At 50.8% G+C, this 24251-nt stretch carries 20 protein-coding genes; 14 read left to right on the forward strand and 6 right to left on the reverse strand.

The genetic code is table 11. The features are described 5' to 3' along the window. Positions 1 to 317: 317 nt before the first annotated feature. Positions 318 to 3584, forward strand: a complete 3267-nt coding sequence (locus tag P2W70_RS25850) for a TonB-dependent receptor (RefSeq protein ID WP_276484448.1) — start codon at positions 318 to 320, stop codon at positions 3582 to 3584. A gap of 125 nt (positions 3585 to 3709) precedes the next feature. On the opposite strand, the gene P2W70_RS25855 is transcribed toward P2W70_RS25850, so the two are convergent. After that, on the reverse strand, positions 3710 to 4582 hold the full coding sequence (locus P2W70_RS25855) for an alpha/beta hydrolase (RefSeq protein WP_338119860.1): 873 nt from the start codon (positions 4580 to 4582) through the stop codon (positions 3710 to 3712). Positions 4583 to 4730: 148 nt separating this feature from the next. On the opposite strand from P2W70_RS25855, the gene P2W70_RS25860 reads away from it, so the two are divergent. The 4 genes from P2W70_RS25860 (at position 4731) to P2W70_RS25875 (ending at position 10264) form a co-directional block, all read left to right on the forward strand. After that, positions 4731 to 5684: an ATP-grasp domain-containing protein gene (locus tag P2W70_RS25860; RefSeq protein WP_276484450.1), complete on the forward strand. Its 954-nt coding sequence runs from the start codon at positions 4731 to 4733 to the stop codon at positions 5682 to 5684. Positions 5685 to 5717: 33 nt separating this feature from the next. Then, on the forward strand, positions 5718 to 6830 hold the full coding sequence (locus P2W70_RS25865; protein ID WP_276484451.1) for a carboxylate-amine ligase: 1113 nt from the start codon (positions 5718 to 5720) through the stop codon (positions 6828 to 6830). Between the two features lie 116 nt (positions 6831 to 6946). Then, entirely contained in the window at positions 6947 to 8593 is a 1647-nt protein-coding gene (locus tag P2W70_RS25870; protein ID WP_276484452.1) for an amidase, read from the forward strand. A gap of 42 nt (positions 8594 to 8635) precedes the next feature. Further along, entirely contained in the window at positions 8636 to 10264 is a 1629-nt protein-coding gene (locus P2W70_RS25875; RefSeq protein ID WP_276484453.1) for an amidohydrolase, read from the forward strand. Here P2W70_RS25875 and P2W70_RS25880 read toward each other — a convergent pair whose 3' ends face one another. Beyond that, positions 10265 to 11539, reverse strand: a complete 1275-nt coding sequence (locus tag P2W70_RS25880) for an alkaline phosphatase family protein (protein WP_276484454.1) — start codon at positions 11537 to 11539, stop codon at positions 10265 to 10267. A 115-nt stretch (positions 11540 to 11654) separates the two neighbouring features. On the opposite strand from P2W70_RS25880, the gene P2W70_RS25885 reads away from it, so the two are divergent. The 4 genes from P2W70_RS25885 (at position 11655) to P2W70_RS25900 (ending at position 15101) form a co-directional block, all read left to right on the forward strand. Next, positions 11655 to 12317, forward strand: a complete 663-nt coding sequence (locus tag P2W70_RS25885; RefSeq protein WP_276484455.1) for an SGNH/GDSL hydrolase family protein — start codon at positions 11655 to 11657, stop codon at positions 12315 to 12317. Positions 12318 to 12581: 264 nt separating this feature from the next. Further along, positions 12582 to 13421 (forward strand): type 1 glutamine amidotransferase, encoded by an 840-nt coding sequence (locus P2W70_RS25890; RefSeq protein ID WP_276484456.1) that lies wholly within the window; start codon positions 12582 to 12584, stop codon positions 13419 to 13421. A 153-nt stretch (positions 13422 to 13574) separates the two neighbouring features. Further along, positions 13575 to 14768, forward strand: a complete 1194-nt coding sequence (locus P2W70_RS25895) for a hypothetical protein (protein WP_276484457.1) — start codon at positions 13575 to 13577, stop codon at positions 14766 to 14768. A 15-nt stretch (positions 14769 to 14783) separates the two neighbouring features. After that, complete coding sequence (locus tag P2W70_RS25900) at positions 14784 to 15101, forward strand: cupin domain-containing protein (protein WP_276484458.1); 318 nt, start codon at positions 14784 to 14786, stop codon at positions 15099 to 15101. 74 nt (positions 15102 to 15175) lie between these two features. Here P2W70_RS25900 and P2W70_RS25905 read toward each other — a convergent pair whose 3' ends face one another. The 3 genes from P2W70_RS25905 to P2W70_RS25915 form a co-directional block, all read right to left on the reverse strand. Continuing rightward, positions 15176 to 15766, reverse strand: a complete 591-nt coding sequence (locus tag P2W70_RS25905) for a hypothetical protein (protein WP_276484459.1) — start codon at positions 15764 to 15766, stop codon at positions 15176 to 15178. A 205-nt stretch (positions 15767 to 15971) separates the two neighbouring features. Next, positions 15972 to 16967, reverse strand: coding sequence for a type I glyceraldehyde-3-phosphate dehydrogenase (locus P2W70_RS25910; RefSeq protein ID WP_276484460.1), 996 nt, complete (start codon positions 16965 to 16967; stop codon positions 15972 to 15974). Between the two features lie 12 nt (positions 16968 to 16979). After that, positions 16980 to 17285, reverse strand: coding sequence for a hypothetical protein (locus tag P2W70_RS25915; RefSeq protein WP_276484461.1), 306 nt, complete (start codon positions 17283 to 17285; stop codon positions 16980 to 16982). 296 nt (positions 17286 to 17581) lie between these two features. Here P2W70_RS25915 and P2W70_RS25920 point away from each other — a divergent pair, with 296 nt between their 5' ends. The 3 genes from P2W70_RS25920 to P2W70_RS25930 all read left to right on the forward strand — a co-directional run bounded on the left by P2W70_RS25920 (position 17582) and on the right by P2W70_RS25930 (position 19828). After that, positions 17582 to 17848 (forward strand): hypothetical protein, encoded by a 267-nt coding sequence (locus tag P2W70_RS25920; protein WP_276484462.1) that lies wholly within the window; start codon positions 17582 to 17584, stop codon positions 17846 to 17848. A 342-nt stretch (positions 17849 to 18190) separates the two neighbouring features. After that, positions 18191 to 19096, forward strand: a complete 906-nt coding sequence (locus P2W70_RS25925; protein WP_276484463.1) for a transglutaminase domain-containing protein — start codon at positions 18191 to 18193, stop codon at positions 19094 to 19096. Between the two features lie 90 nt (positions 19097 to 19186). Beyond that, a complete protein-coding gene (locus P2W70_RS25930) occupies positions 19187 to 19828 on the forward strand; it encodes a hypothetical protein (protein WP_276484464.1) in 642 nt (213 codons plus the stop codon). Here P2W70_RS25930 and P2W70_RS25935 read toward each other — a convergent pair. Next, on the reverse strand, positions 19782 to 20486 hold the full coding sequence (locus P2W70_RS25935; protein ID WP_276484465.1) for a hypothetical protein: 705 nt from the start codon (positions 20484 to 20486) through the stop codon (positions 19782 to 19784). The genes P2W70_RS25930 and P2W70_RS25935 overlap by 47 nt on opposite strands. 383 nt (positions 20487 to 20869) lie before the next feature. On the opposite strand from P2W70_RS25935, the gene P2W70_RS25940 reads away from it, so the two are divergent. Continuing rightward, the gene (locus P2W70_RS25940) at positions 20870 to 22330 is read left to right on the forward strand and encodes an aminopeptidase P family protein (RefSeq protein WP_276484466.1); all 1461 of its coding nucleotides are present in this window, start codon (positions 20870 to 20872) and stop codon (positions 22328 to 22330) included. An 828-nt stretch (positions 22331 to 23158) separates the two neighbouring features. After that, positions 23159 to 24211, forward strand: coding sequence for a WD40/YVTN/BNR-like repeat-containing protein (locus tag P2W70_RS25945; RefSeq protein WP_276484467.1), 1053 nt, complete (start codon positions 23159 to 23161; stop codon positions 24209 to 24211). The last annotated feature ends 40 nt before the right edge of the window (positions 24212 to 24251 follow it).

Below are 24251 nucleotides of genomic sequence, written 5' to 3' on the forward strand. Positions count from 1 at the left end.
TCAAAGGTCGATCGCCATGGAGTTTGGGTAGTCTTGTACAGATCATCGCTGTGAATAACCTGTGTATCCAATTTTAACGTTTCCTTCGATTTTCTGCTACATTTGCCGCAACTTAATGAGCGACTAACCTGGATCCCTGATAACTCTCCACCGATTCCTTATGGCCATATGAGGGACATAATAAAAGGTTTTTTACCCAGAAACCCCTGACTGTTGCAGTGTTTCAAGGGGGAATTAATTATTTGATAATATTACCCTTACCAGTCAGCGAACGAGTTCATTGTTTCTTTGCGCCCGATAAACATAAACACGCATATATGAGAAGATCAACTAAGATCATTTTCTTTCTTTTGCTGGCAATTGTCAGCTGTATGAACGTGGTGGCCCAGGTCACCACCAGTAGTATAACCGGCGTTATCAAAACCGACAAGGGTGAACCGCTGGTAGGTGCTACTGTAACCCTCAAACACGAACCGACAGGATCTGTATTCACGGTTGTTACCAGAGCCGGTGGCCGCTTCGATGTTGCTAATATTCCTCCCGGTGGTCCTTATTCCGTAAAAGTTTCTTATGTCGGCTATTCCGACTTTACAAAAAGTGACATAAACATCCCCCTGGGTGAGCGTTATGACCTGGAAGCTACCATCAGTGCAACAGGTACTGAGCTGCAATCTGTTACGATCAGCGCAGGCCGCAGAAGTACAACGGTGAAGACTGGTGCTTCTACCAATATCAGCAACCGGCTGGTACAGAATCTGCCCAACGTAAGCCGTAGCCTAACCAACCTGACGCGTATCACGCCCCAGGCGAACGGTAACAGCTTTGCCGGTATGAACAACCGTTACAACAATATCACCATCGACGGTTCTTTGTTCAACAACAACTTTGGCCGTAGTGGCGACGGTATGATCCCCGGTGGCGCTTCTTCCGCCATCTCCATCGATGCGGTTGACCAGGTACAGGTAAACATCGCTCCGTATGATGTACGGCAGTCTGGTTTCGTCGGTGGCGGTATCAACGCCGTGACCCGCCGTGGTACCAACAACTGGTATGGTACAGTGTACGGTTACTACCGCGACCAGTCGTTTAATGGTAAAAAAGTAAAAGGAGTTGAGTTTGCCAACCCCGATAGGTCTACCAAGATCTATGGTGCCAGCATCGGCGGCCCCATCATCAAGGATAAACTGTTCTTCTTCGTGAACTACGAGCAGGAGAAAAGAACACAGCCTGGCCAGACTTTCGTTGCAAAGGATGATGCCGGCAGCACTGGCCCAAATGTAACTGGTGTACTGAAAAGCGACCTCGACAACCTGCGCACTTACCTGATCAATACCTATAAATATGATCCAGGTGGCTATCAGGGGTATGATTTCGAAACAGAGAACAAGAAGTTCCTGGGTCGTATCGATTGGAATATTAGCTCCAAACACCGCTTGAGCTTGCGCTATACTCAGTCAACTACAGATGACGATGATCAGATCAATGCCTCCAGCGGTCCTATCAACCGTATCAATAGCAATAGCCGCCGTGGCGGCCGCGCTACCGGTGGCATGGCCTACACGGGTTCCAACTTCAAGAACAACACCCAAGTTAAGTCTGGTGTATTGGAACTGAACTCTACTTTTAGCACTAAGGTATCTAATCAATTGATCGCTTCTTACACTGATAACCAAATCAAGCGCGATCCCAATAGTACTGCCGCTTTTGTAGACATCATGCGTGATGCCGACAACGTGTATATTTCGTTAGGTACCGATCTGTTCTCATATCTGAACAACATTAGTGATAAGGCCTTCAACATTGCCGACAACGTAACACTGAATCTCGGCAAACACACTGTAACAGCTGGTGCCAGCTTCGAAGCCCTTTCTTTCGCTAACTCCTTTACGAGCGGTGCAGGTCCCAGCTACTACCGTTACGCTTCATTGAACGACTTTATGACCAATAAAGCACCTGTTCAATTTACTGTGGCTTATGACCCTACCAATCGTCTGGGCATAAAAGTTCCTGAAGCTAAATTTAACCAGTTGGGCATTTATGCACAAGATGTCTTTTCTCCTATCGAGAAACTCAAGCTGACCTATGGTCTGCGTGTGGACCTTCCTTTCTATCCCTACGATCCTCCGCGCAACCCCGCACTGGAAGCCGTTACCTTTAAAGATGAAAACGGTAACAACGAAAACTTCGACGTGAGCAAATGGCCCAAACAACGTCCGTTGTTCTCTCCCCGTGTTGGTTTCACCTTCGATGTGAAAGGCGACAAATCCCTGATCGTTCGTGGTGGTACCGGCCTCTTCACTGGTCGCATTCCTTTCATCTGGTTGGTTAACCAGGTGGGTGACAATGGCGTGATCCGTGCAGCTTACACCGCTACGACTGCTGAACTGGCTAATATCCGTTACAATACCGACAGAACAACTTATATCCCCAACCCTGTTCCGCCAGTAGGACAAACCATACCTTCCGGTCGTCCTTCTTACTCTGCTGTTGACAAAGATTTCAAAATGCCACAGGTATGGAGAAGCAACCTGGCTGTAGATAAACGCTTCGCCGGCAACTTCGTAGCTACGGTAGAAGCCATCTATACCAAGCAGATCAACAATGCTTACTTCCGCAACGCCAACCTGGGAGCCACTACAGGCAACCTGTCTGGTGCAGATACCCGCCCTGTATATGCTCAATACCTGAACAACAACATCAACCAGATGATCGTGTTGGACAATACCAGCAAGGGGTACAGCTTATCGCTGACTGCCCAGATCCAGAAGTCTTTCTCCAACAACTGGGAAGCTGGTCTGGCTTATACCTACACAGCAGCTAAGGAAGTAGCCATTGGAAGCAGCGACCAAAGCGCGAGTGGTTTCAACACGAACAACATCATTTTCAATCCCAATAGGCCTGACCTTGGTCAGTCTAACTATGCGATCCCACATCGCATCGTGGCAAACCTGTCTAAGCGCTTCAACTATTGGGGTGGCAGAACGGCAACCACTGTTGGCCTGTTCTACAGTGCACAACCACAAGAACGTTACACTTACCGTTATGGATTTGACCTGAACGGTGATGGTCAATCAAACGATGCCTGGTTTATTCCCAAGGATGGCACTCAGATCAAGTTCCAGGAAGGTTACTCTGTTACTTCAGGTGGTGTAACCAAGGTTTACACTGCACAACAGCAAAGTGACGCCTTCTTCAGGTTGGTGAACAACGACAAATACCTGAGCAAACACAAAGGCGAATACATCGAGAAATATGGCCCCGTATTACCATGGGTACATGGTCTGGATGTGCGCGTATTGCAAGATTTCATCCTGAACGCCGGTGGCAAAAAGCACACCCTTCAGTTCAGCGTTGATATCATCAACGCGCTGAACCTAATCAACAACGATTGGGGTTATCGCTACCAATATACCACTGGTACATTCCAGGATATGGGTATTCTCGGAAAGGGGTCAACCTGGACAAAAGAAAATCCAGTGTACACACTTAATCCCGACACTGCACCTTCACAAGGTTACCAGCCCGCTTACACTACCGCCAGCACATGGGGTATCCAACTGGGTCTGCGTTATATCTTCAACTAATAGCAATCGCTATATAACTCAAAAGGCCGTCTTCGATCGAAGGCGGCCTTTTGTTTTGATAGCAGGGTGCTAAACACTAAGGGCCGGCCAACGGCCAGCCCTTCTATCAGAAAATATTGTTGTTCTTACTCCTCCCCCGGTCCTCTCCATCCCCATTTCAGGAAAGTCGGCAAAGCCTTGGCCCAGGTAGGTACATCATGCTTGCCCTTGGGCAATTGCAGGTAATACATGTCCCGCAGGTCTTTGTATCCCTTCAGCAGCAATTCGCGCATCAGGTCGATGGTATCGTCGATAGAATCAATGACGCCATTGCGGTTGCGGTCTTCCGTCTCATCGAGTAATCCACACTGAAAGAAGAATTTCTGTCCAGGGTGATAATCCCCTTCCCGCACCTGCACGTGCATCATGCGGTGTTTATTGCCATTGTAATCCCGGGCATCCTTGTCTTTGGAGCGCCACCACAGCGACCCGGAGAACACGCCTACCTTAGTAAACACCTCCGGATGGTTCCACACCATATCCATGGCACTCAGTCCACCCAGCGAAAAGCCTGCGTAGGCCCTGTCGCGGAAAGCGGTAGCGTTGACATGTCCATAAATAAAAGGCAACAGTTCTTCCAATACAAAGCGCTGATAGGCAGCTCCTTTGGCGCCACGGCCCATATAATCGGGACCAATGGCCATGCCGTATTCATGCAGGCGGTCTTCACCGCAATGAATGCCGGCGACGAGCAAAGGGGTTATTTGGCTGGTTTCGGACAGGTAACCAAGCATCTTATCAAATCCCATGGCCTCCAGGTCCTGTCCGTCGTTGACGAGCAACAAACTGGTTTCCTCAGGTCGGGTGGCGGGGTGGGTTCGATACAAATTCACGGTTACGGTACGTCCCAGCAAATCAGATGGCAAGGCAACGGTCTCAACCAAGATGCCGGTACTAGTCTCAATGTGCATATGGCCGCAAAAGTAGGGATTTTCACAAATTTGGTATTTCCCCGGCATTCAGATAAATTTGGTTGCAACTCTCACAATCCTCCTAGATCATTAAAAACGAGCGCATATGATAGCCCGGGCACAACGTTCTGAAGGTCAATTTGGCGTCCGCCAGCAGTCATTATCGCTCATTTAATCATAAAAAACTCAGGACAGCATGAAAAAGATCGGCATTCTTTTCGGTAAGGAAAGGTCCTTCCCCATGGCTTTTGTGGAAAGGATCAACAGCAAGGGGATCAACGATATCGTCGCCGAACCGGTACACATCGACAAAGTGATCCAGGGAGCCGCCGATGAATATGCCGTCATCGTAGACCGCATTTCGCAGGATGTGCCTTTTTACCGGGCTTTTCTGAAAAATGCCGCCATCTGTGGTACCGCCGTCATCAACAACCCCTTCTGGTGGAGTGCCGATGAGAAATTTTTCAACAACTGCCTCGCCGTGAAGATCGGGGTGCCTGTTCCTAAAACCGTCATCCTCCCCTCTTTTGAACTACCACCCGATACCACCGACCAGTCGTTCAGCAACCTGAATTACCCGCTCGATTGGGAATCGATCTTCAACTACGTCGGATTTCCCGCATACATGAAACCCTTCGCAGGAGGTGGCTGGAAGAACGTGTACAAGCTGCACAACATGGATGAGTTTTACCAACGGCATACAGAAACCGGTCAGCTGGTCATGTTGCTGCAGGAAGAGATCATCTTCACCGAATATTACCGTTGCTATTGCATTGGGGGCAAGCATGTACGCATCATGCCCTATGAGCCACGCAACCCACATCACCTGCGCTACACCAGCGATTTCCACCCCACGCCCGAAAGGCTGCAACAGATGGAAGACATCGTCTTGCGCATCAACCAGTACCTGGGCTACGATTTCAATACCGTAGAGCTGGCCATACGGGACGGCATCCCCTACGCGATCGACTTCTGCAATCCGGCGCCGGATGCCGACCTGCCGAGTGTAGGAGAAGACAATTTCAACTGGGTGGTGGAAACGGCCGCCAACTATGCCATCGAAAGGGCACTGACACAGCAGCCCGGCCGTGATAACCTGACCTGGGGCGAATACATTAAACACAGCGCGGCCAAAACACCCCTTGTGTGATAATACGCTCCCACCAAACATTCAATCTAATCAATGGGAAATACGAATTACAAACAATTCACACTGGGCATCGAAGAAGAATACATGGTGCTGGATCCCAACACCCGTGAACTGAAAAGTCACGAACAACGTATTGTTTCCGAAGGGCAGAAAGTGATCAAAGACAAGGTCAAGGCAGAAATGCACCAGGCCGTTGTGGAGGTAGGAACAGATATCTGTCAGAATGTAGACGAGGCGTACCACGATGTAGCCACCCTGCGCAAAACCATTGGCGGCATTGCCGGTGAACTGGGCTTTGCCATGGGCGCCGCCGGCACCCACCCCTTCAGCCACTGGGAGAGCCAGCTCATCACCGATCATGTCCGGTACAATGAGATCGTGAACGAACTACAGGAAGCTGCCCGCAGCAACCTCATATTCGGCTTGCACGTGCACGTGGGTATGGAAAGCCGGGAGATGGCCAATCACATTGCCAACAGCACCCGTTATTTTCTACCGCATATCTATGCACTGAGTACCAACTCGCCCTTCTGGGAAGGCCGGCAAACCGGGTACAAGTCGTTCCGCACAAAGGTGTTCGACAAGTTTCCCCGCACCGGTATTCCGGAAACCTTCGAATCGATCGAGGCGTACGACAACTACATCAAACTGCTCGTCAAAACCAACTGTATCGACAATGCGAAGAAGATCTGGTGGGACCTGCGCGTACATCCTTTCTTCAACACTGTCGAGTTCAGGATCTGCGATGTACCGATGACCGTATCGGAAACCATCGCCATTGCAGCGCTCTTCCAGGGCGTGTGCGCCAAGATATACAAGCTGCGCAACCAGAACCTCAACTTCATTCAGTATTCGCGTGCCCTGATCAATGAGAACAAGTGGCGCGCCAGCCGGTACGGCATTGATGGCCGCCTCATCGATTTTGGTAAAGAAGAAGAGGTCAATGCCCGCGTACTGATCTATGAGTTGCTCGACTTCATCGATGATGTGGTAGACCCACTGGGCAGCCGCCATGCGGTGAACTATGTGGCCCGCATGATGGAGGAAGGCACCGGCGCCGACCGCCAGCTGAAAGTGTTTGAGCAAACACAAAGTCTGACCAGCGTCGTGGACTACATCAAAGACCAGTTTCTGGCAGGCATTTAAGGACAATATTATTTTTATACAGTGCCGATCCACACCCGGATCGGCACTGTCGTTTCTATACATTTTTCCGATACCTTTAATAACCCTGCCCGCGCACACCAAAACACGTCGACACCATGAAGTTATGTTTACCCGTCTTACTTTGTTTGTTAGGGGGTTCGCTGCAGGCGCAGCAAAAGATCGATACCGCGGCCATCTCCCGGGCAGCTTACCTGATAGACCTGTCGCTGACAGCCCCCGAAAAAGATTCCATGACCGATGGACTGTACGACAACCTCACGCATTATCGCAAAATGCACCAGCTGGCCATTCCCAATGACCTGGCTTATCCTTTTGCGTTTCATCCCGGCCCGCCAGGGACTGCCATACCGGTAAAGCAAAACGCTGTACATTGGTATATCCCCTCCAATGTATCGATGCCACGTAACAAAGAAGACCTGGCTTTCTATTCATTGATCCAATTGGCTTCCCTCATACGGTACAGAAAGATCAGCTCCGTAGCACTCACAACCTTCTTCCTCGACCGGTTGCGTAAATGGGGCGACACGCTCGAGTGTGTGATCACCCTTACACCCGAGCTGGCGTTACAAGAAGCCGCAGCCGCCGATGAAGCCCTGCGCAAAGGGCAATACAAAGGACTGCTGCATGGTATACCATACGGGTTGAAAGACCTGTTTGCCGTAAAAGGTTATAAAACGACCTGGGGATCGGTGCCGTACAAAGACCAGGTGATCGACCAGGATGCTTTTGTCTATACCCAGTTAAAAGCTGCCGGCGCTGTCTTATGTGCCAAGCTGACCCTGGGCGAACTGGCCTACGCCGATCGATGGTTTGGTGGCCGCACCCGCAATCCCTGGAACCTCGCCACAGGATCCAGCGGCTCCTCCGCCGGTTCGGCCGCTGCCACGGTAGCAGGCTTGCTGCCTTTCGCCATTGGCACAGAAACCTGGGGCTCTATCGTATCTCCTTCGCATACCTGTGGCGCCACCGGCTTGCGCCCCACCTTTGGCTCGGTGAGTCGCAGTGGTGCGATGGTGCTGAGCTGGAGCCTCGACAAGGCAGGCCCCATTTGCCGCAGTGCAGAAGATGCAGCCATTGTATTTCACTACCTGAAAGGATCCGATGGCAAGGATGCCAGTGCCGTAGAGCGCGCCTTCAATTATACCGGCAAAGTAAACCTCACCCAACTGCGCATCGCTTATGCCGGCAATTACTTCAGGAACCTGCCTGCCAATGCACCGCAATGGGCTGTACTGGAAACCCTGCGCAACGGAGGCGCCATCATCAAAGAAGTGGAATTCCCCGACTCGACGATCTATCCCTTCAACATCATGGATGTGGTGATCAGTTCCGAATCAGCAGCGGCCTTTGATGAGCTCACCCGCAGCAACCAGGACGACCTCATTAGCCGGCAGGACAAAAACTTTTGGCCCAACAGTTTCCGGGTATCCCGTTTTGTGCCGGCGGTGGAATACATCAATGCCAACCGCCACCGCGCCCGCCTCATCGAACAGCTCCATGCCTTCACGCGTCAATACGACGTGATCATCGTGCCTACCTATGGCGGCAACCAGCTGGCCATGACCAACCTCACCGGTCATCCCGTGGTGGTATTGCCGGTTGGCTTCAGCGCGAACGGTATGCCGACGAGTATCACCTTATTGGGTAACCTGTACGACGAAGCAACGATACTGGCCGTGGCCAAGGCCTACCAGGAGGCTACTTCCTTCCATACCAAACATCCGGCAAAATTCACCCGGTAATGGTAGATTTGACGTCCAACCAATAAATCACCGATCTACAAAATGAGAAAACTCTACGGATTATTCCTGCTGTCTGCGCTCTGCTCCTGCGCAGGTAAAAAGCAAGCAGACCTCCTGGTATACAATGCCACCGTTTATACGATCGACTCGTCGTTCAGTACTGCTGAGGCTGTTGCTGTAAAAGATGGTAAGATCATTGCCACCGGTACCACCGCCGATCTGCTGGCGCAATACGATGCCACCACCAAAAACGATGCCCAGGGCAAATTCATCTACCCCGGCCTGATCGATGCGCATGCCCATTTTCTGCAATATGGTATGAGCTTGCAAACCGCCAACCTGGTAGGCACCGATAGCTGGGAGCAAATCCTGCAACAATTACAAACCTTTGCTGCTGCCAATCCCGAAGGATGGATCATTGGCCGCGGTTGGGACCAGAACGATTGGATCAATAAAGAATTCCCCAGCAACGACAAGCTGAACGAGTTGTTTCCCGGCCGACCGGTATTGCTGACCCGGGTGGATGGGCATGCCGCCGTGGCCAACCAAACCGCGCTGGACCTGGCCGGTGTAAAACCCGGTTTTACGCTGACCGGAGGTACCGTAGAGGTAAAGGATGGTCGGCTGACCGGTCTGCTCGTCGACAATGCCGTAGACCTGGTAGCGGCGAAAATACCAACACCCACACCCGACCAGGTGAGCAAGGGCTTGCTGGCTGCCCAGCAGAACTGCTTTGCCATGGGCCTTACCACCGTCGACGATTGTGGCCTCGACCATGAAGCCGTGACCTTCATCGATAGCCTGCAAAAAACGGGACAGCTCAAAATGCGGTTGTATGCCATGCTGAGCGATGCCCGCAAGAACTACGAATTTGCCTTTGCCAAAGGCAAGATCAAAACCGACCGGCTGAACGTTCGCGCCTTCAAAGTATATGCGGATGGCGCGCTGGGTTCACGCGGTGCCTGCCTGCTGGAGCCTTATAGCGACCGCAAAGACTGGAAAGGCTTTTTGCTGAGCGATCCCGCCCATTTTGATTCGGTGGCCAACCTACTCTACAGCAAAGATTACCAGATGTGCACCCATGCCATTGGCGACTCAGGCAATCGCACCATCCTCAACATCTATGGCAAATACCTCGCTGGCCAAAACGATCGCCGCTGGCGCATCGAGCATGCCCAGGTAGTGAATGAAAATGATTTCAAACTGTTTGGCCAATACAGCGTGATTCCTTCTGTACAACCGACGCATGCCACTAGTGATATGTACTGGGCGGGTGACCGGCTGGGTGAGCACCGCGTGAAAGGAGCCTATGCTTTCAACGACCTGTTGAAGCAGAATGGCTGGATTCCCCTGGGCACCGATTTTCCGGTGGAAGATATTTCTCCCTTTAAGACCTTCTATGCCGCCGTCGTACGGAAAGATGCAAAGGGATGGCCAGCGCAAGGTTACCAAATGGAGAATGCGCTATCCCGTGAAGAGGCGCTGCGTGGCATGACGATCTGGGCCGCCAAATCCAATTTTGAAGAGCTGGAGAAAGGAAGTCTGGAAGCCGGCAAGTTCGCCGACTTCATCATCACTGATAAAGACCTGCTGAAGGCGGCCCCTGCCGAATTGTTGCAGATCAAGGTGCTCGCTACTTACCTGCAGGGAGAGAAAGTATTTGGGAAATAATTAGCGTAAGATCTTTCGTAATACGCCCGGCTCGCTGTCGACGGGATGATCAACGGTCAAGCCCAGCAGCTGGGTGATCAAGGTATACACGTGAATGTTTTCAAAAGAAGCCAATGGCTTCTTTTGTTTTTTAATAGCAGGTCCCCAGGCCATAAAGCTGGCCTGCATGTCTTTCACCAGTCGTGGATCGTACCCGTGGCGGCCGGGGTACACGCGGCGGTTGGTCCAGGAAAAGATCTGCGGATAGCGGGCTATCAGTAAAATGTCGCCGATGCGATTATACCGGTCATCCCGCTCACCGTAGTGCCAATGCGCTGGTGTTTCGTTGCGCAGGTATACATCATATCCATTGGCGTCCCGCTTTAGCTGCTGGTAAAAAGCAGGAATGGCGTTGCTGTCTTTGGCATAATACTGCACCATCACATCGCTGGCCACCATCATCCACCTCGTCATATCCGAAGTAGGTGGCGTCAACACCTGGGTCGTATCCACACCAGTCATGCCATGATCGGAAACCATTACATAGTTGATGGGCAGGTGCAACGAATCGAGCATGCTCGTCAGTTGACCAATGGCCCGGTCCACCTTATGGATGGCTTGTATGGTGAGTGGATGATCTGGCCCGAAATGATGGCCGGCACTGTCGACCTCGGAGATGTAAAAATGGATCAGGTGCGGACGTGTTGCTGCAGGTAGTTGCAACCATTGCTTCACCACACCCAGCCGCGCTTCGAGTGGTACTTTTTCACTATAGTCGTAGTAATAGGTGGGGTGCACGCCATCGATCGCCACTTCACTACCCACCCAATAATAAACAGCCGAGATCAGTTGCTGCTGCTCGGCCAATACCCACAAGGGCTTGCCGCCATAGTAATAGGGATCGCCGGCAATGGAGGTATCGGAGCGCAGGTAGCTTACTTTACGGGCACGATCATAAAAAGTATTGCCCACCAGTCCGTGGTGCGCCGGATATAGGCCGGTGACGATGGTATAGTGATTGGGAAAGGTAAAGGAGGGAAAAGAGGGCGTCATCGAGGAGGCCCGCACGCCCTGGCGGCTTAGACGCAGCAGGTTGTCAGCGTGGTACTTCGTCGCATAGTCGTGCCGGAACCCATCGATGGAGATCAGGATCACATAGGGCTTTGCCTGCTGCGCGGAGCTGTTGTACCCGCCTGCCACGATGTGCTGCGCGGTATCATTTGGCTGTGCCTGCACGGCCACCACTGTCAGCAAAAGACAGCATAGGGTATACCCTGTGATGTGTCGGAAAAACATAGGCCTGGTATTGGTTCTTCAATAACCGACAAAGTAAGTCTATGGGCGGCAAATGGGCAGCTTTCTTTTTCCGGTCAAATCCATTAGTTTTGACCACCCAACTCCAAATAAGCATATGAAAAAAGTACTTGTCCTTACTGCACTCATCGCCAGCCTGATGGCGTTTACCCTCGCTCCGCAAAAACAGCGTATCGTTTTCTTTGGCGACTCCATTACCCAGGCGGGTGTAAAGCCAGGTGGTTATATCACCGTATTGGGCGACCTGCTGAAAAAGAAAAACATCCAGGATGAATTGATTGGCGCTGGCATCGGCGGCAACAAAGTATACGATCTGTACCTGCGTATGGAAGACGATGTGCTGGCTAAAAATCCAACGACGGTGGTAGTTTGGGTCGGCGTCAATGACGTTTGGCACAAAAAGACCTCCGGCACCGGTACAGACGCCGACAAGTTTGAAAAATTCTACAATGCCCTCATCAAGAAATTGCAGGCAAAGAATATCAAAGTATTGATCTGTACACCAGCGGCGATTGGTGAAAAGACCGACTTCACCAATGAACTGGATGGCGACCTCAACCGATATGCCGTCATCATTCGCCAGATCGCCAAAAACAACAATGTGGAGCTGATCGATCTGCGCAAGGCATTCCTCGAGTACAACCTGGCCAACAATCCTGAGAACAAAGCCAAGGAAATCCTCACCACCGATGGCGTTCACCTCAACGACAAAGGCAACCAACTGGTGGCGGAGCAAATGCTGAAAGCCCTGTATAAATAAACGGAGCGGCCACGATCGCACCTCTTGCGATCATTCCGACAACTGATACAGCTGCGCCATGATGGCGCAGCTTTTTTTTGCGTTTTACTGAAGTAATTGGTTATATGGTCGCTACAATAGTGGCAGGTAGTTTGTCGTTGACAATTTGACCTTTTCGCTGGCGCAGATGATATTTTCAGGCAACCAATTGACGCCATAACCTGTTATCATGTTGTGATGCGAACAGGCAAAAAGCTAAAAATCCTTAAGTTTGCACGCAGGTATATGAGTGAACAAAAACACATACGTATCGCAATCCTCGACCTCTATGAAGGGCAGGCCAACCAGGGCATGCGCTGTATCCGGGAATTGCTGACCCAGTTTGGCGTGGAGCAGGAGCTCCGGATCAGCTGGGATGAGTTTGATGTACGCCTCAAACAAGAACTACCCGATCTTTCCTACGACCTGTATATTTCCAGTGGTGGGCCCGGCTCGCCCCTCGACAGCGAGGGCAGCGATTGGGAAAACCGCTACTTCGACTGGCTCCGGTCTGTAGCCGCCTACAATGCCAATGAGCAAAATACCATCAAAAAACAGGTGTTGTTTATCTGCCACTCTTTTCAGCTGGCCTGTCGCTACTTCCAGGTAGCAAAGGTGGCGAGGCGCCGCTCCACGGCATTTGGCGTGTTTCCGGTGCACATGCTGGAATGTGGACTGGAAGAGCCAGTATTTACCGGGCTGCAAGATCCCTTTTATGCCGTAGACAGCCGCGATTACCAGGTCATCAAGCCTGATAGCAAACAAATGCGTAAGCTGGGCGCCTCCATCCTGGCCATTGAAAAAGAACGCCCGCATGTACCGCTGGAAAGGGCGATCATGGCCATGCGCTTCAATCCCTATATGATCGGCACCCAATTTCATCCGGAGGCCGATGCCACTGGTATGAGCCTGTACCTGCAACGGGAAGACCGCAAGCAAACCGTGATCGAGAACCATGGCTTTGAAAAATGGCAGTCGATGATCGAACAGCTCAACGATCCCGACAAGATCCTGTATACGTATTCGCACATCATTCCCAATTTTTTGAAGCAGGCCATCAACGACCTCATCGCCGTAGAAGCATAATAACCGTGTAGTTGCCTTTACCACAAGTCTTCCATATGTAGCCAGGCGCACTGATTCCATCGGCATACCTGTTGCGCAATGCCGTCAATACTTCGCGCCCCGCACGTATATACGTTGGTGTAAATTCGTATCTTCCCACCAAATCAAGCCGTCATGGTACCAAGCCTGCGCAAAGTGTACAACGAAGTCTTTACCGTTGAGCGATTCCAACAATTCCTGACCGACCTGGACAGCCATTATCCCGGCGCCATCGAGTTTCGCCTGGCGGAGACGCCAGTATTTGTGAGCAAGGAATTTGCCCAAAAACTTTTCGAGGCCTGTGAAAGCATCATCGACGTGATCACCGACCCCTCGTTCAAAGACCTCACCGACCGCTCGATGCCGCCCGGAGAAAGGGTACCCAATGAAAATGACCATGCTCATATGATCGCCTTCGACTTTGGCGTGTGTGAAGATGGACAGGGTGGCCTGGTACCTCAGCTCATCGAGATGCAGGGCTTCCCTACCCTGTTCGGGTTCCAGGTTCACTTCCCCGACCTGCTCCGTAAATACTTCCCGGTGCCCGACAACTATTCCCAATACCTCAACGGGCTGAACCACGACAGCTACCTCAGGCAGTTGAAGGAAGTGATCGTCGGCAATACACCCGTAGAAAATGTGATCCTGCTGGAGATCAAACCGCATGACCAAAAAACAAGGATCGACTTCTATACCACCCACGACTACCTGGGCATTGCCATCGTTTGCATTACCGAACTGATCCAGGAAGGTAAAAAACTATACTACCTGCGCGATGGCGTTAAAACGCAAGTAAAGCGCATCTACAACCGGGTGATCTTCGATGAGCTCAAAGCCAAAAAGGATACCTTGGGCAGCCATGTCGATATCACCCAGGATCTCGATGTGCAATGGATCCCCCACCCCAACTGGTTTTACCGCATCAGCAAGTTCACCATCCCCTTTATCCGCCATGTGTATGTGCCGGAAACCTGGTTTGTGAATGAGTTGAAGCAGGTACCCGGCGACCTGGAGAATTATGTGTTGAAGCCGCTGTTCTCCTTTGCGGGGCAAGGCGTCAAGATCGATGTAACACAGGAAGACATTGTGAACCTGACAGACCCGGAAAACTGGATCCTGCAACGCAAGGTAAAATACGCCGACGTGATCCCTACCCCCGATGTACCCGCCAAGGTAGAGATCCGCATCATGTACCTGTGGCAGGATGGATGGCAAAGGCCCAGGCCGGCCATCAACCTGGCGCGCCTCAGCAAAGGGAAGATGATCGGCGTGGATTACAACAAGAACAAAGAATGGGTTGGCGGCAGCGTCGCCTTTTTTGAGCAATAGCGTTAACTTTACTGCATGCAACACCTCGACGACATCAAAGGAAAAGAGATCGTGCCGGGCTATTTCGGGCGCTTTGTACATGGCGACAAGATCACCCTGTCGTTTGTAGACATCAAGCAAGGGCATCCCTTGCCCGAGCACCAGCATCCGCACGAGCAGGTCACCTTCATCCTGGAGGGCGAACTGGAAATGATCATCGGCGGAGAGAAAATGGTATTGACGCCCGGCATGGTGCATGTAATACCGGGCAACACGCCCCACAGCGCCATCGCGCTGACCGACGTGCGGGTGCTCGATGCTTTTTCGCCCGTGCGGGAAGATTATCGCCTTTAACTGACTATCCACATAAAACAGTAATGCCGCTCCCGGAGGAGCGGCATTTTTCATTGTAAAGAACCACACAGCGTTTATTTACCGGTCATCCAATCAGGACGCACCTCATTGTCTTTTTTCTTGCTGACCATGTTGACATTGATCACCCATTCATCGAGGGTGTACAGCAGTTCGAGTTCTACATGAAACTCCCGGAACCTTTCATCGGCTGTCTGGATCTTGAAAGCACTGGTGACAAAATCCAGTTCTTCCGTGGCCTCTTCATAATCGCCATCGAGGTAATACAGCGAGCCATCAACCATCCGCAGCCGGCATTGATTCAGCTGCCGGTACAGCTCTTTGTAAGCCGCCTTGGCTTTTTTAAAGTCTTCGTGATGGAACATACGCGCCTGCCAGCTGGCCGTGGTATCCAGCTCGGAATGATACAGGCCTACCACGCAAAAATCGGCCCCGGGTAATGTTACCGTCGAAGCATACTGATGCCAGTCGCCATGGGCTTCTACCAGTTGGCCGGTAATGTGTTTGTAATTGTAAGGAAAGTCGCTGAGAATGGTTTCCACCGCCTTGATGAAACCAGGGTTTTGATCTTTCAAATGGCCAAATTGTGCCTTTGCAGTTGCGGACATGACCATACAGGTCAACAGCAGATTGGTTAACTTCTTCATTGGGTTAGATGTAGGATTTATTGTGTTGAGTTTTCCACAGGATATCAACGCATCCAATTAACGGTATTATTGTAAAAAATTGTGGGCGCTGTATCATTTATTTTTCAACCACCTAACGGAATGGGATAGGTACTAATAAAAAATCGCCCTGCTGTAACGTACAAGTACTACAGCAGGGCGATATTATTACGAACAGACAGGCGTATTAACCCAATACTTTTTTCCAGTAATGCAGCCAATCGAGCATGCGGCTGGTATAGCCGTACTCGTTATCAAACCAGGTGATCAGCTTCACGTGGTTGCCCACGACCGAAGTAAGAGTACCATCTACGATACAGGAATGGGTATTGCCTTTGATATCGAGCGACACCAGTTCTTCTTCGGTATAATCGACGATGCCTTTGTACTCGTTGGCGGCTGCCGTACGGAAGAGGTTGTTGATCGTTTCGGCCGATACTTCTTCTTTCAGTTGAAGGGTGAAATCGCCGAGCGCTCCATTGGCCACCGGCACCCGGGTAGATACCGTGGCGATCCTTCCCTGTAATACAGGAAACAGGTTTTCCAGCGAATGCGCCAGATCGATCTCAACAGGGATGATCGATTCGGCGGCAGCACGGCCGCGGCGGAATTGTTTGTGCGGCCCATCAACGATCCCCTGCCGGGACGTATAGGAATGCAGCACATTGATATGGACCGACTGTATGCCAATCGAGTTGAGCAAATACAGGATATGGGTAGAGCAGTTGGTCATGCAACCACCGGGAGAGATGATATCCGTTTCAGGCGTCAGGAGATGTTGGTTGAACCCGTAGATCATCAGGGGGATCTCCGGAGCGCCCGTGGTAGAGAGCAATACTTTCTTGGCACCCACCGCCAGGTGCGTAGAGGCCCCGGCCCGGCTGGTGAATTTGCCAGAGCATTCCAGTACCACATCGACACCCAGGGAAGCCCAGGGCAGCTTGTTCGGATCTGCCTGTTGCAGAATGGCGATGGACTGCCCGTTGACCACGAGTGTCTCTGCGCCCTGCATGGCCATCTCACCGGGAAAAGTACCGTACACCGAATCATACTTGAGTAGATAGGCCAGGTTGGCCGGCTCCATGATATCATTGATCGCTACCAGTTCCAGGTCTGTCCTGCCGACAAGCCGCCTGAAGAGCAACCGGCCGATCCGTCCCATTCCATTGATCGCTATACGCATGTGTGCTTGATTTTAAAAAGAGGGCAAATATCGCAACAATCCAGGGATTTTAGGCTCCCCGTTGCTGGTGACAAAGTCCAGGTGCTGGCCGGGCATTCCGGCACCGGCACACCGCCTGTTTTTGGCGAACGTACCATAGCGCCGCCGACTGCCGGTCGATGCCTTGCCGACCACCAGACGGTGGATAAACCCGCCTTTTTTGGGGATTACCGCCCTGTTTTGGCAGGCAACGGCGGCGGGCAGATTGGCCAAAAACGACCGGAAGGGGCAGTTTTGCACCCGAAACGGGTTAGCCGGATCGCTGAATCCGGCATTCATAAAATTCCAGGTAATTTGTAAGCCGGTAATAATCAAGCCCTCTTTGGACCGATTATTAAGCCTCTGTAAAAATTTGCCGGGAGGTCCTTTTAGCCGTCCCCGGAATAACAGGATTGTCCTACATTTGACCCTACCAACCTATTAGAATTCTACCAAACCAACCCCCGCTACATCCATTAAATTCTACCACGAGCACTGCCGTTTGAAAAAGACGGACCTGTGTGAACGGATGATTGTTTACTAACCCGATTAGGTTCTGAATTAAAACAATTAACTAAAACGGTGGAGGAGATTGTATGTATCAGTATGCATTGTTAGAGGCTGGTAATTATTACCTGATCCAGGAAAAAGAAGATAGCCAGGTATCATTGATCAAAGTAACGGTAGAAACAGATTATTGTCTTTATGTCACTAATTATGCAGAAGGACCGGAACTGAACTGGAAGAAGAAGTCCGATCCCATTTTCGATATTCTCGAGCTGCTGAGTGAGGACAAAGTGAAAGAATGGGAGTCCGTTTACAACGACAATCAGGATGCCTATTACGAAGAAGATGATGACTAATGCAATAAACCAGCTCCCGGCCCCTTGTAGCAGCCGGGAGCGGTTTTTTCTGTTTATCCCCGCCGATAGTATGTCCGTCACCGCTCCGTAAAATTCTCCTGCCGGGCACTGCGTGCAATAGCATCTCCTACTACATTCTACTTATTTCCCCTGGAGCTCCGCACTTGTTTTTGACGGATGTCGTCTATTATTATATTCTGGTTAACATAAAATTGTATAAATTAGGCTGTGCTGTAACCCTGACACCTTTTAGCCCAAACGATCTGCCGAGCCATATCACCCTGCACAGCACAAACGTACAAACGGGTACAATTTTTCCAGGATCTAATGGATGCTACAGGTATGAATTTCAACGACGAAAAATATAATCATATTCGCAAAGTATTGCTGATCATCGTCAGCATACTAACCATATTACCCCTGGCCCCACTCATCAACCGGTACATTCCGCCTTTGATGATCGGCGATTGGAACATGGACCTGACTTTATCCGTCGTACTGGCGAGCCTTGCTACCTGGCTGGTATTGCGCATTTTTCGTTTTCTGCTGATCCCCGCCGTAGGGCTTTGTATACTGGTATTGCTGTACAACCAGCTGACCAACGGATACGGCTTCAGCCATATGGTGACCGATTACCGCACCATGGTCGAGAACAACTGGGGCAGGAATGGGCAAAAGGAAACCGACCTGATCCTCACGCCGGGCATCTTCGATGGACCGCTGACAAAAACGATCAAAGTGCTGCAATCGAAGGTCGATTCGAAAGATTCTGTCGTGCGCAATTTTGCCGTGCGCCACTCACTCGATTTCTTCGACGAGTACCATACCAAGTATGGCCCCATCGTACGGCACCTCTCCCTGTTTAAATACATCAACACCAATTTCAAATATGTGTCCGACTCGGAGCGTGACGAATACTTCGCCACGGGCCGCGAAACGATCGACAACGGTTTGGGCGGAGATTGCGACGATCATACTATTCTCATGGTTTCGACCCTGAAATCGATCGGTGCTCACTGTCGCATGGTGCTTTCTGAAGGACACCTGTATCCCGAGCTCTACGCCGGCGACAAGAAATCATTCGACCGTTTGCAGCAGGCGATCATCTACCTGTTCAGCGATCGCCAGATCGACAATATCTACTACCACGAACAAAACGGACAATATTGGATCAACCTCGATTACACCGCCAAACATCCCGGTGGTCCTTACCTCAGTGAAAAGGCCTACGCCATTATTGATTTATGACAATCAATTAAAATTCTTACCTCCTATATTCAGTCTACAGCATGGACTATTCGATGATATGTGCTATATTTAGCAACATTCGATGCACGCATGACTGTAGCACCCCTTGCAGCCATTATATCGACTTATTCCTTTATGGCTATACCGGCCGCCCTACTCATCCAACGTCCCCACCGTATGGAATTTCCGGTAAAGCTGCTGTTAGTCTATTCCCTTATTGCTTTTTTGTGTGACTGTTTGCCGGGCCTGGTGCTTGCTACGCCTACCTTTAGCCGGATTCTCTCCTTTGCGTTTACCATTTTCGAATACACGGTATTTACCCTTTTCTATCTCCACTTTCTGCAACGAAAAAGTCTCCGCCGCGTCGTACTGGGCGGTTCCCTCCTCTTTGCCGGCATTGCCGTACTGGAATTACAGAAATTTGGGGTGGTGTATTACAGCCGGTTCAATGCAGGCATGACCGTGATCCTGATCATTGGCTACAGCCTGCTGCTGTACCACGAATGGTTAACGGATAACCCGATGGAGCTCATCCACAAGAAACCTGCCTTCTGGATCACGCTGGGGTGCCTCCTGTACCTCTCCGGCCATTTCTTTTTTTTCATTGCCGTGGGCAAACAATGGGAGCAGAACTGGATACTACATGCAGTATGCAATATCGGGAAGAACGTACTGTTTGTAATCGCTATCTGGCAGACCTATCCCGCGATTCGTCCCAGAAAGATCTTTTGATCGCCGCGGTGGCCGGTATCCGGCGCAAGCCTTTTAGCAGCAGGCCGGAACTACCGATCGCAATAGAAATAATGGTAGAGATGTAATAGATGAGGAATTTATCGACCGTATCGGCGAAATCGATGAGGTAATAGTCAAAAATATAGACGACGATATAGGTGCCATACTGAAACAACAAGGCACCATGTATGAGCAGCAGGGCTTTCTCGCGGCTGGCATGCTCTATCTGCTGCAGAAAAAGCGAGATCTGCCAGATGATGATGGTCAGGATGAAAAGCAACCCCACACCCAGGGCATATTTCAGGGAGTCATAGTCGAAACCACCATGAATAAGACAGGCGATCTCAAATACAATAAAGAGCACCAGACTGATGCGGATAAAGCGCTTCAACCGGTCCGAAAATGCAGCGAGATAGATCACCCCCACCATCATCGGAATATCGATGGCATTGTAGATCACAATCGCTACCTCCAGGAATTTTTTGTTGAGGTCCTTGATCAGCAGCATCGCGTTGATCAACCCATTGACAACCCAGTACGCTGCAAAGAAGTTAAAGGGAACAGCCTGCCAAAGTTTTTTGAGCAATACGATCACCGCTGGAACGAAAGACAGGATGACCGTTAAGACAGATATGACATCGTAAAATTGACTTTTCACTAAGCTGGCATTACCCCTTAAAATCGCTCGAAAACAGCAAAATATTGCCTGTTGAGGGTTTTTCAGTATTACTACCCCCGCAATTCCCTGCATAAAATACGATAGGTATCCGCAGCTTTGGACCAAGCCCGCGTAAATTCCACTGGCAGGCCGTTTTACATATACCCAAACACCCTGATCCCAGGTCATTTCTGCCCGTTTGCCCCTACCGGGTCTGGCTAAAAATCCCGGTAGTATTGCCGCCTTTACCGTGTAAGTTTCTGCCGGTAACGCCAGCCACCCTTGCCATTCGGCCAGACTCCTTTGCCATTCACCGCAATCCCGACAGGCCATTGCAGAACTTGTACTACATTTAACTTTATACCTGCATTAAAACACCCTCTATGCGCTTACGCCATTTCGTTATAGGACTTGCCCTGCTGGCCAGTTCCCCTGTCTTTGCCCAACCAGCACCGCTGCATGACCTGGCCGACGACTACCTGACGCCAGCCTTTCATGCCGGACGCCGTGATTCCCTGCGCCAGCTGATGCCCGCCAATTCCGTCACCGTAGTATTGGCCTTTCCTACGCGCAACTTTTCGAACGACGTGGACTATGTTTACCATCAAAACCCCGATCTGTATTATTTCTCGGGGTATAAAGAGCCGCATTCACTGATGCTGATCTTCAAAGAACCGCAAACCGCGGCCAATGGCAGCACCTTCAAAGAAGTACTCTTCGTTCAAAAACGGAATGCACAGGCCGAACAGTGGACCGGTAAACGCATGGGCGTAGAGGGTGCCAAAGAAAAACTCGGACTTGCCACCGTATACAATGGAGAAGAGTTTAAAAACTTCGCCGTTGATTTCTCCAAGTTCGATAAGATCATCATCGACCGCCTGCCAACCGATGTGGCCGACGCACGTGGTGACAATGCCGACCTGTATGACCTGCTGAAGCAATTGAAAGAGAAAGCCCAGATACCCGACAATTACCAGCAGGACAAACGCTTTGGCACCGGACTGTTTCGCCAGTACACCGGGCAGCTGCGGGAGATCAAGACCGAAGAGGAAGTGGTATTGCTGCGCAAGGCGGTAGAGATATCCTGCCATGGCCAGGCCGAAGTGATGAAAGCGGTCAAGCCGGATATGTCGGAACGTGAAGTACAGGGATTACACGAATACGTACACAAGAAATACGGCGCTGAATATGTTGGTTATCCTTCTATCGTTGGTGCCGGCAACAATGGTTGTGTACTGCACTATACGGAAAATGAAAAACTGCATGTAGAAAACAAGATGGTACTGATGGATGTAGGCGCCGAGTACCACGGCTATACCGCCGATGTAACCCGTACGGTACCTGCCAACGGCAAGTTCACCGCAGAACAAAAAGCGATCTATGAGATCGTGTATGAAGCCCAGGAAGCAGCTTTCAAGCTGTGTAAGGAAGGCACCAGCTGGCAGGAACTGGACCGCGTATCACGTGGCGTGGTAGCCGATGGACTGATCAAACTGGGTATCATCACGAAGAAAGAAGACGTCAACAAATACTATCCCCACGGATTGGGCCATCATATCGGCCTCGATGTGCATGACCGCTCCGCCTCCGGCACCCTGAAGAAAGGGATGGTCATTACCATCGAGCCAGGCATCTATATCCCCGAGAACAGTCCTTGTGACAAAAAATGGTGGACGATTGCTGTGCGCATCGAAGACGATCTGCTGATCAAAGAGAAGGATTATGAACTGCTGTCCTGGGCAGCCCCCCGCAAGGCAAGCGATATAGAGAAGACAGTGGCAGAGAAAAGTCCGCTCGACCAGTTTACCCTCCCCAAACTGCAATCGGGCAAGAAAGGCTTCTAATAGGTTCCAGCAACGATATTGACTTAGACCAGGCCGGCAACACGCCGGCCTTTTTTGTGCCCTGCCTGATGGAACTCTCTATTTCCGTCAAACACCCATCCTGCCTGCACATACCCGCATCAGGCAGAAATACACTTATCAGGTCAATACCGCAAATACCGAAGTTTGACCAGCGATTTGCGCAATAGATAATTTTAGTAAAAACACGATATTAACAGGCGTACTTATACCTAAAACAGGTGGTTTCTGGCAAAAACACTATAAATATTTCGGTAATACCACGCGTCATATCAGTGTTATTTACGATATTAGTGGCAGAATCCGAAGCAGAAAAATGAGGCGGTTCTGCGCTATGTCAGATTAAGTGTTAAAATTACCTTTGTAACAGCTGATCTGATATCCGCACCGAAGACCGAACCAATATCCAACACATCCAATATCAGCTTGAAAGATCAAAATCCACTGAAACCGTAGTGTTCTGATAGTAGCAACAAGGTTTTAGACACATCCTGAAAGACCACATAATAGATTCCAATTCCTGAAAGAAATTCCATGATCCAGCAGGTCCTGAAAACCCAGTCGATATCCTAAAAACCTTTCCAAACAAGAACAGCTCAAAACCAGTATTATCCAATTCCAGTGAAGACGTTCTAAGTTTACCTTTCGATTCGACTGAAAAGATTAAGACATTCAAAAAGCCATCGCTCCCAAGGAGGATGGCTTTTTGATTTTCACTCCCCGCCGGCCACCATCCACTTTGTAAATGATTTTACAGGAAGCCCGGCAAAACCACCTGGTGGCTTTTTGATTTTCCTTACCTTAACAGCTATGATCAACCAACTCAATAGGATAGCCCCATTATTGCTGCTCAGTACTGCCCTTGCCCTCGACACACCAGCTGCCACCTACCCGGCCGCTAGCCCGGCTGTAGTTGCCGGCGACTCGCCGAAAGTACAGCTGCTCACCAGCGGCACCGACGTCAGCATCCGCGGCCTCAGTGTCGTGAATGACAAGATTGTATGGGTAAGCGGCAGTAAGGGAAAAATAGGCCGCTCTACAGACGGTGGGGCCACCTGGCTATGGACGACCGTGCCGGGCTTTGAGAAACGTGATTTCCGGGATATTGAAGCGTTCGATGACCAGACAGCGGTGATTATCGCCATCGCCGAACCCGCCAATATACTCCGCACCACCGATGGGGGTAAAACCTGGACCACCGTATTCACCGATACGACCAAAGGCATGTTCCTCGATGCCATGGCCTTTGCCGACCAAAAGAAAGGTATCGTGGTGGGCGACCCCATCGACGGCAACACCTATATCGCCACCACCAGCGATGGCGGCAGGAGCTGGACCAAGATGTTGCAACCGGTGATCCCCGCACCAGCCGGTGATGGGTTCTTTGCCGCCAGCGGTACCAATGTCGTGTACCAGAAAAACGGTGATTTCACAGCCGTATCGGGAGGTAAAGAATCGAGGTTGCTCACCCCTGCTGGTGCCAGCATCATGCCGGGCATCATTCAGGGCAGAGAGATGACAGGCGCCAACTCCATCGTGCGCAGCGGCAACATCGCCATTGTGGTAGCGGGAGACTATGAAAACAACAAAGACACCACCAACAATTGCATCTATTCGCACGATAACATGAAGACCTGGCAGGCACCGGTGAAGCGCCCCAGGGGCTATCGCAGCTGCGTAGCGCAGATCGATCAGCAAACCTATGTTACCTGTGGTACTGCCGGCATCGATATTACCCGCGACGCGGGCCAACACTGGCAATTCATTGCACCCGACTCGTATAACGTTTGCCAGAAGGCAAAGAAAGGGAAAGCGGTATTCCTCGCCGGTGGCAATGGACGTATTGCTAAGCTGGTGTATTGAGCAACTACACCCGTCAGTGCTGGGTAGCCGCCACACAATT

It is taken from the genome of Paraflavitalea pollutisoli, assembly GCF_029360705.1.
Lineage (GTDB): Bacteria > Bacteroidota > Bacteroidia > Chitinophagales > Chitinophagaceae > Paraflavitalea > Paraflavitalea pollutisoli.

Excerpts from the sequence above, each read along its gene's own strand:
- P2W70_RS25915 (WP_276484461.1), bottom strand. The coding sequence starts at position 17,285 with ATGAATGCCGGATTCAGCGATCCGGCTAACCCGTTTCGGGTGCAAAAC.
- P2W70_RS25875 (WP_276484453.1), top strand. The coding sequence starts at position 8,636 with ATGAGAAAACTCTACGGATTATTCCTGCTGTCTGCGCTCTGCTCCTGC.
- P2W70_RS25865 (WP_276484451.1), top strand. The coding sequence starts at position 5,718 with ATGGGAAATACGAATTACAAACAATTCACACTGGGCATCGAAGAAGAA.
- P2W70_RS25900 (WP_276484458.1), top strand. The coding sequence starts at position 14,784 with ATGCAACACCTCGACGACATCAAAGGAAAAGAGATCGTGCCGGGCTAT.
- P2W70_RS25870 (WP_276484452.1), top strand. The coding sequence starts at position 6,947 with ATGAAGTTATGTTTACCCGTCTTACTTTGTTTGTTAGGGGGTTCGCTG.
- P2W70_RS25925 (WP_276484463.1), top strand. The coding sequence starts at position 18,191 with ATGAATTTCAACGACGAAAAATATAATCATATTCGCAAAGTATTGCTG.
- P2W70_RS25890 (WP_276484456.1), top strand. The coding sequence starts at position 12,582 with ATGAGTGAACAAAAACACATACGTATCGCAATCCTCGACCTCTATGAA.
- P2W70_RS25855 (WP_338119860.1), bottom strand. The coding sequence starts at position 4,582 with ATGCCGGGGAAATACCAAATTTGTGAAAATCCCTACTTTTGCGGCCAT.
- P2W70_RS25880 (WP_276484454.1), bottom strand. The coding sequence starts at position 11,539 with ATGTTTTTCCGACACATCACAGGGTATACCCTATGCTGTCTTTTGCTG.
- P2W70_RS25860 (WP_276484450.1), top strand. The coding sequence starts at position 4,731 with ATGAAAAAGATCGGCATTCTTTTCGGTAAGGAAAGGTCCTTCCCCATG.
- P2W70_RS25945 (WP_276484467.1), top strand. The coding sequence starts at position 23,159 with ATGATCAACCAACTCAATAGGATAGCCCCATTATTGCTGCTCAGTACT.
- P2W70_RS25920 (WP_276484462.1), top strand. The coding sequence starts at position 17,582 with ATGTATCAGTATGCATTGTTAGAGGCTGGTAATTATTACCTGATCCAG.
- P2W70_RS25930 (WP_276484464.1), top strand. The coding sequence starts at position 19,187 with ATGACTGTAGCACCCCTTGCAGCCATTATATCGACTTATTCCTTTATG.
- P2W70_RS25895 (WP_276484457.1), top strand. The coding sequence starts at position 13,575 with ATGGTACCAAGCCTGCGCAAAGTGTACAACGAAGTCTTTACCGTTGAG.
- P2W70_RS25885 (WP_276484455.1), top strand. The coding sequence starts at position 11,655 with ATGAAAAAAGTACTTGTCCTTACTGCACTCATCGCCAGCCTGATGGCG.
- P2W70_RS25940 (WP_276484466.1), top strand. The coding sequence starts at position 20,870 with ATGCGCTTACGCCATTTCGTTATAGGACTTGCCCTGCTGGCCAGTTCC.
- P2W70_RS25850 (WP_276484448.1), top strand. The coding sequence starts at position 318 with ATGAGAAGATCAACTAAGATCATTTTCTTTCTTTTGCTGGCAATTGTC.
- P2W70_RS25910 (WP_276484460.1), bottom strand. The coding sequence starts at position 16,967 with ATGCGTATAGCGATCAATGGAATGGGACGGATCGGCCGGTTGCTCTTC.
- P2W70_RS25905 (WP_276484459.1), bottom strand. The coding sequence starts at position 15,766 with ATGAAGAAGTTAACCAATCTGCTGTTGACCTGTATGGTCATGTCCGCA.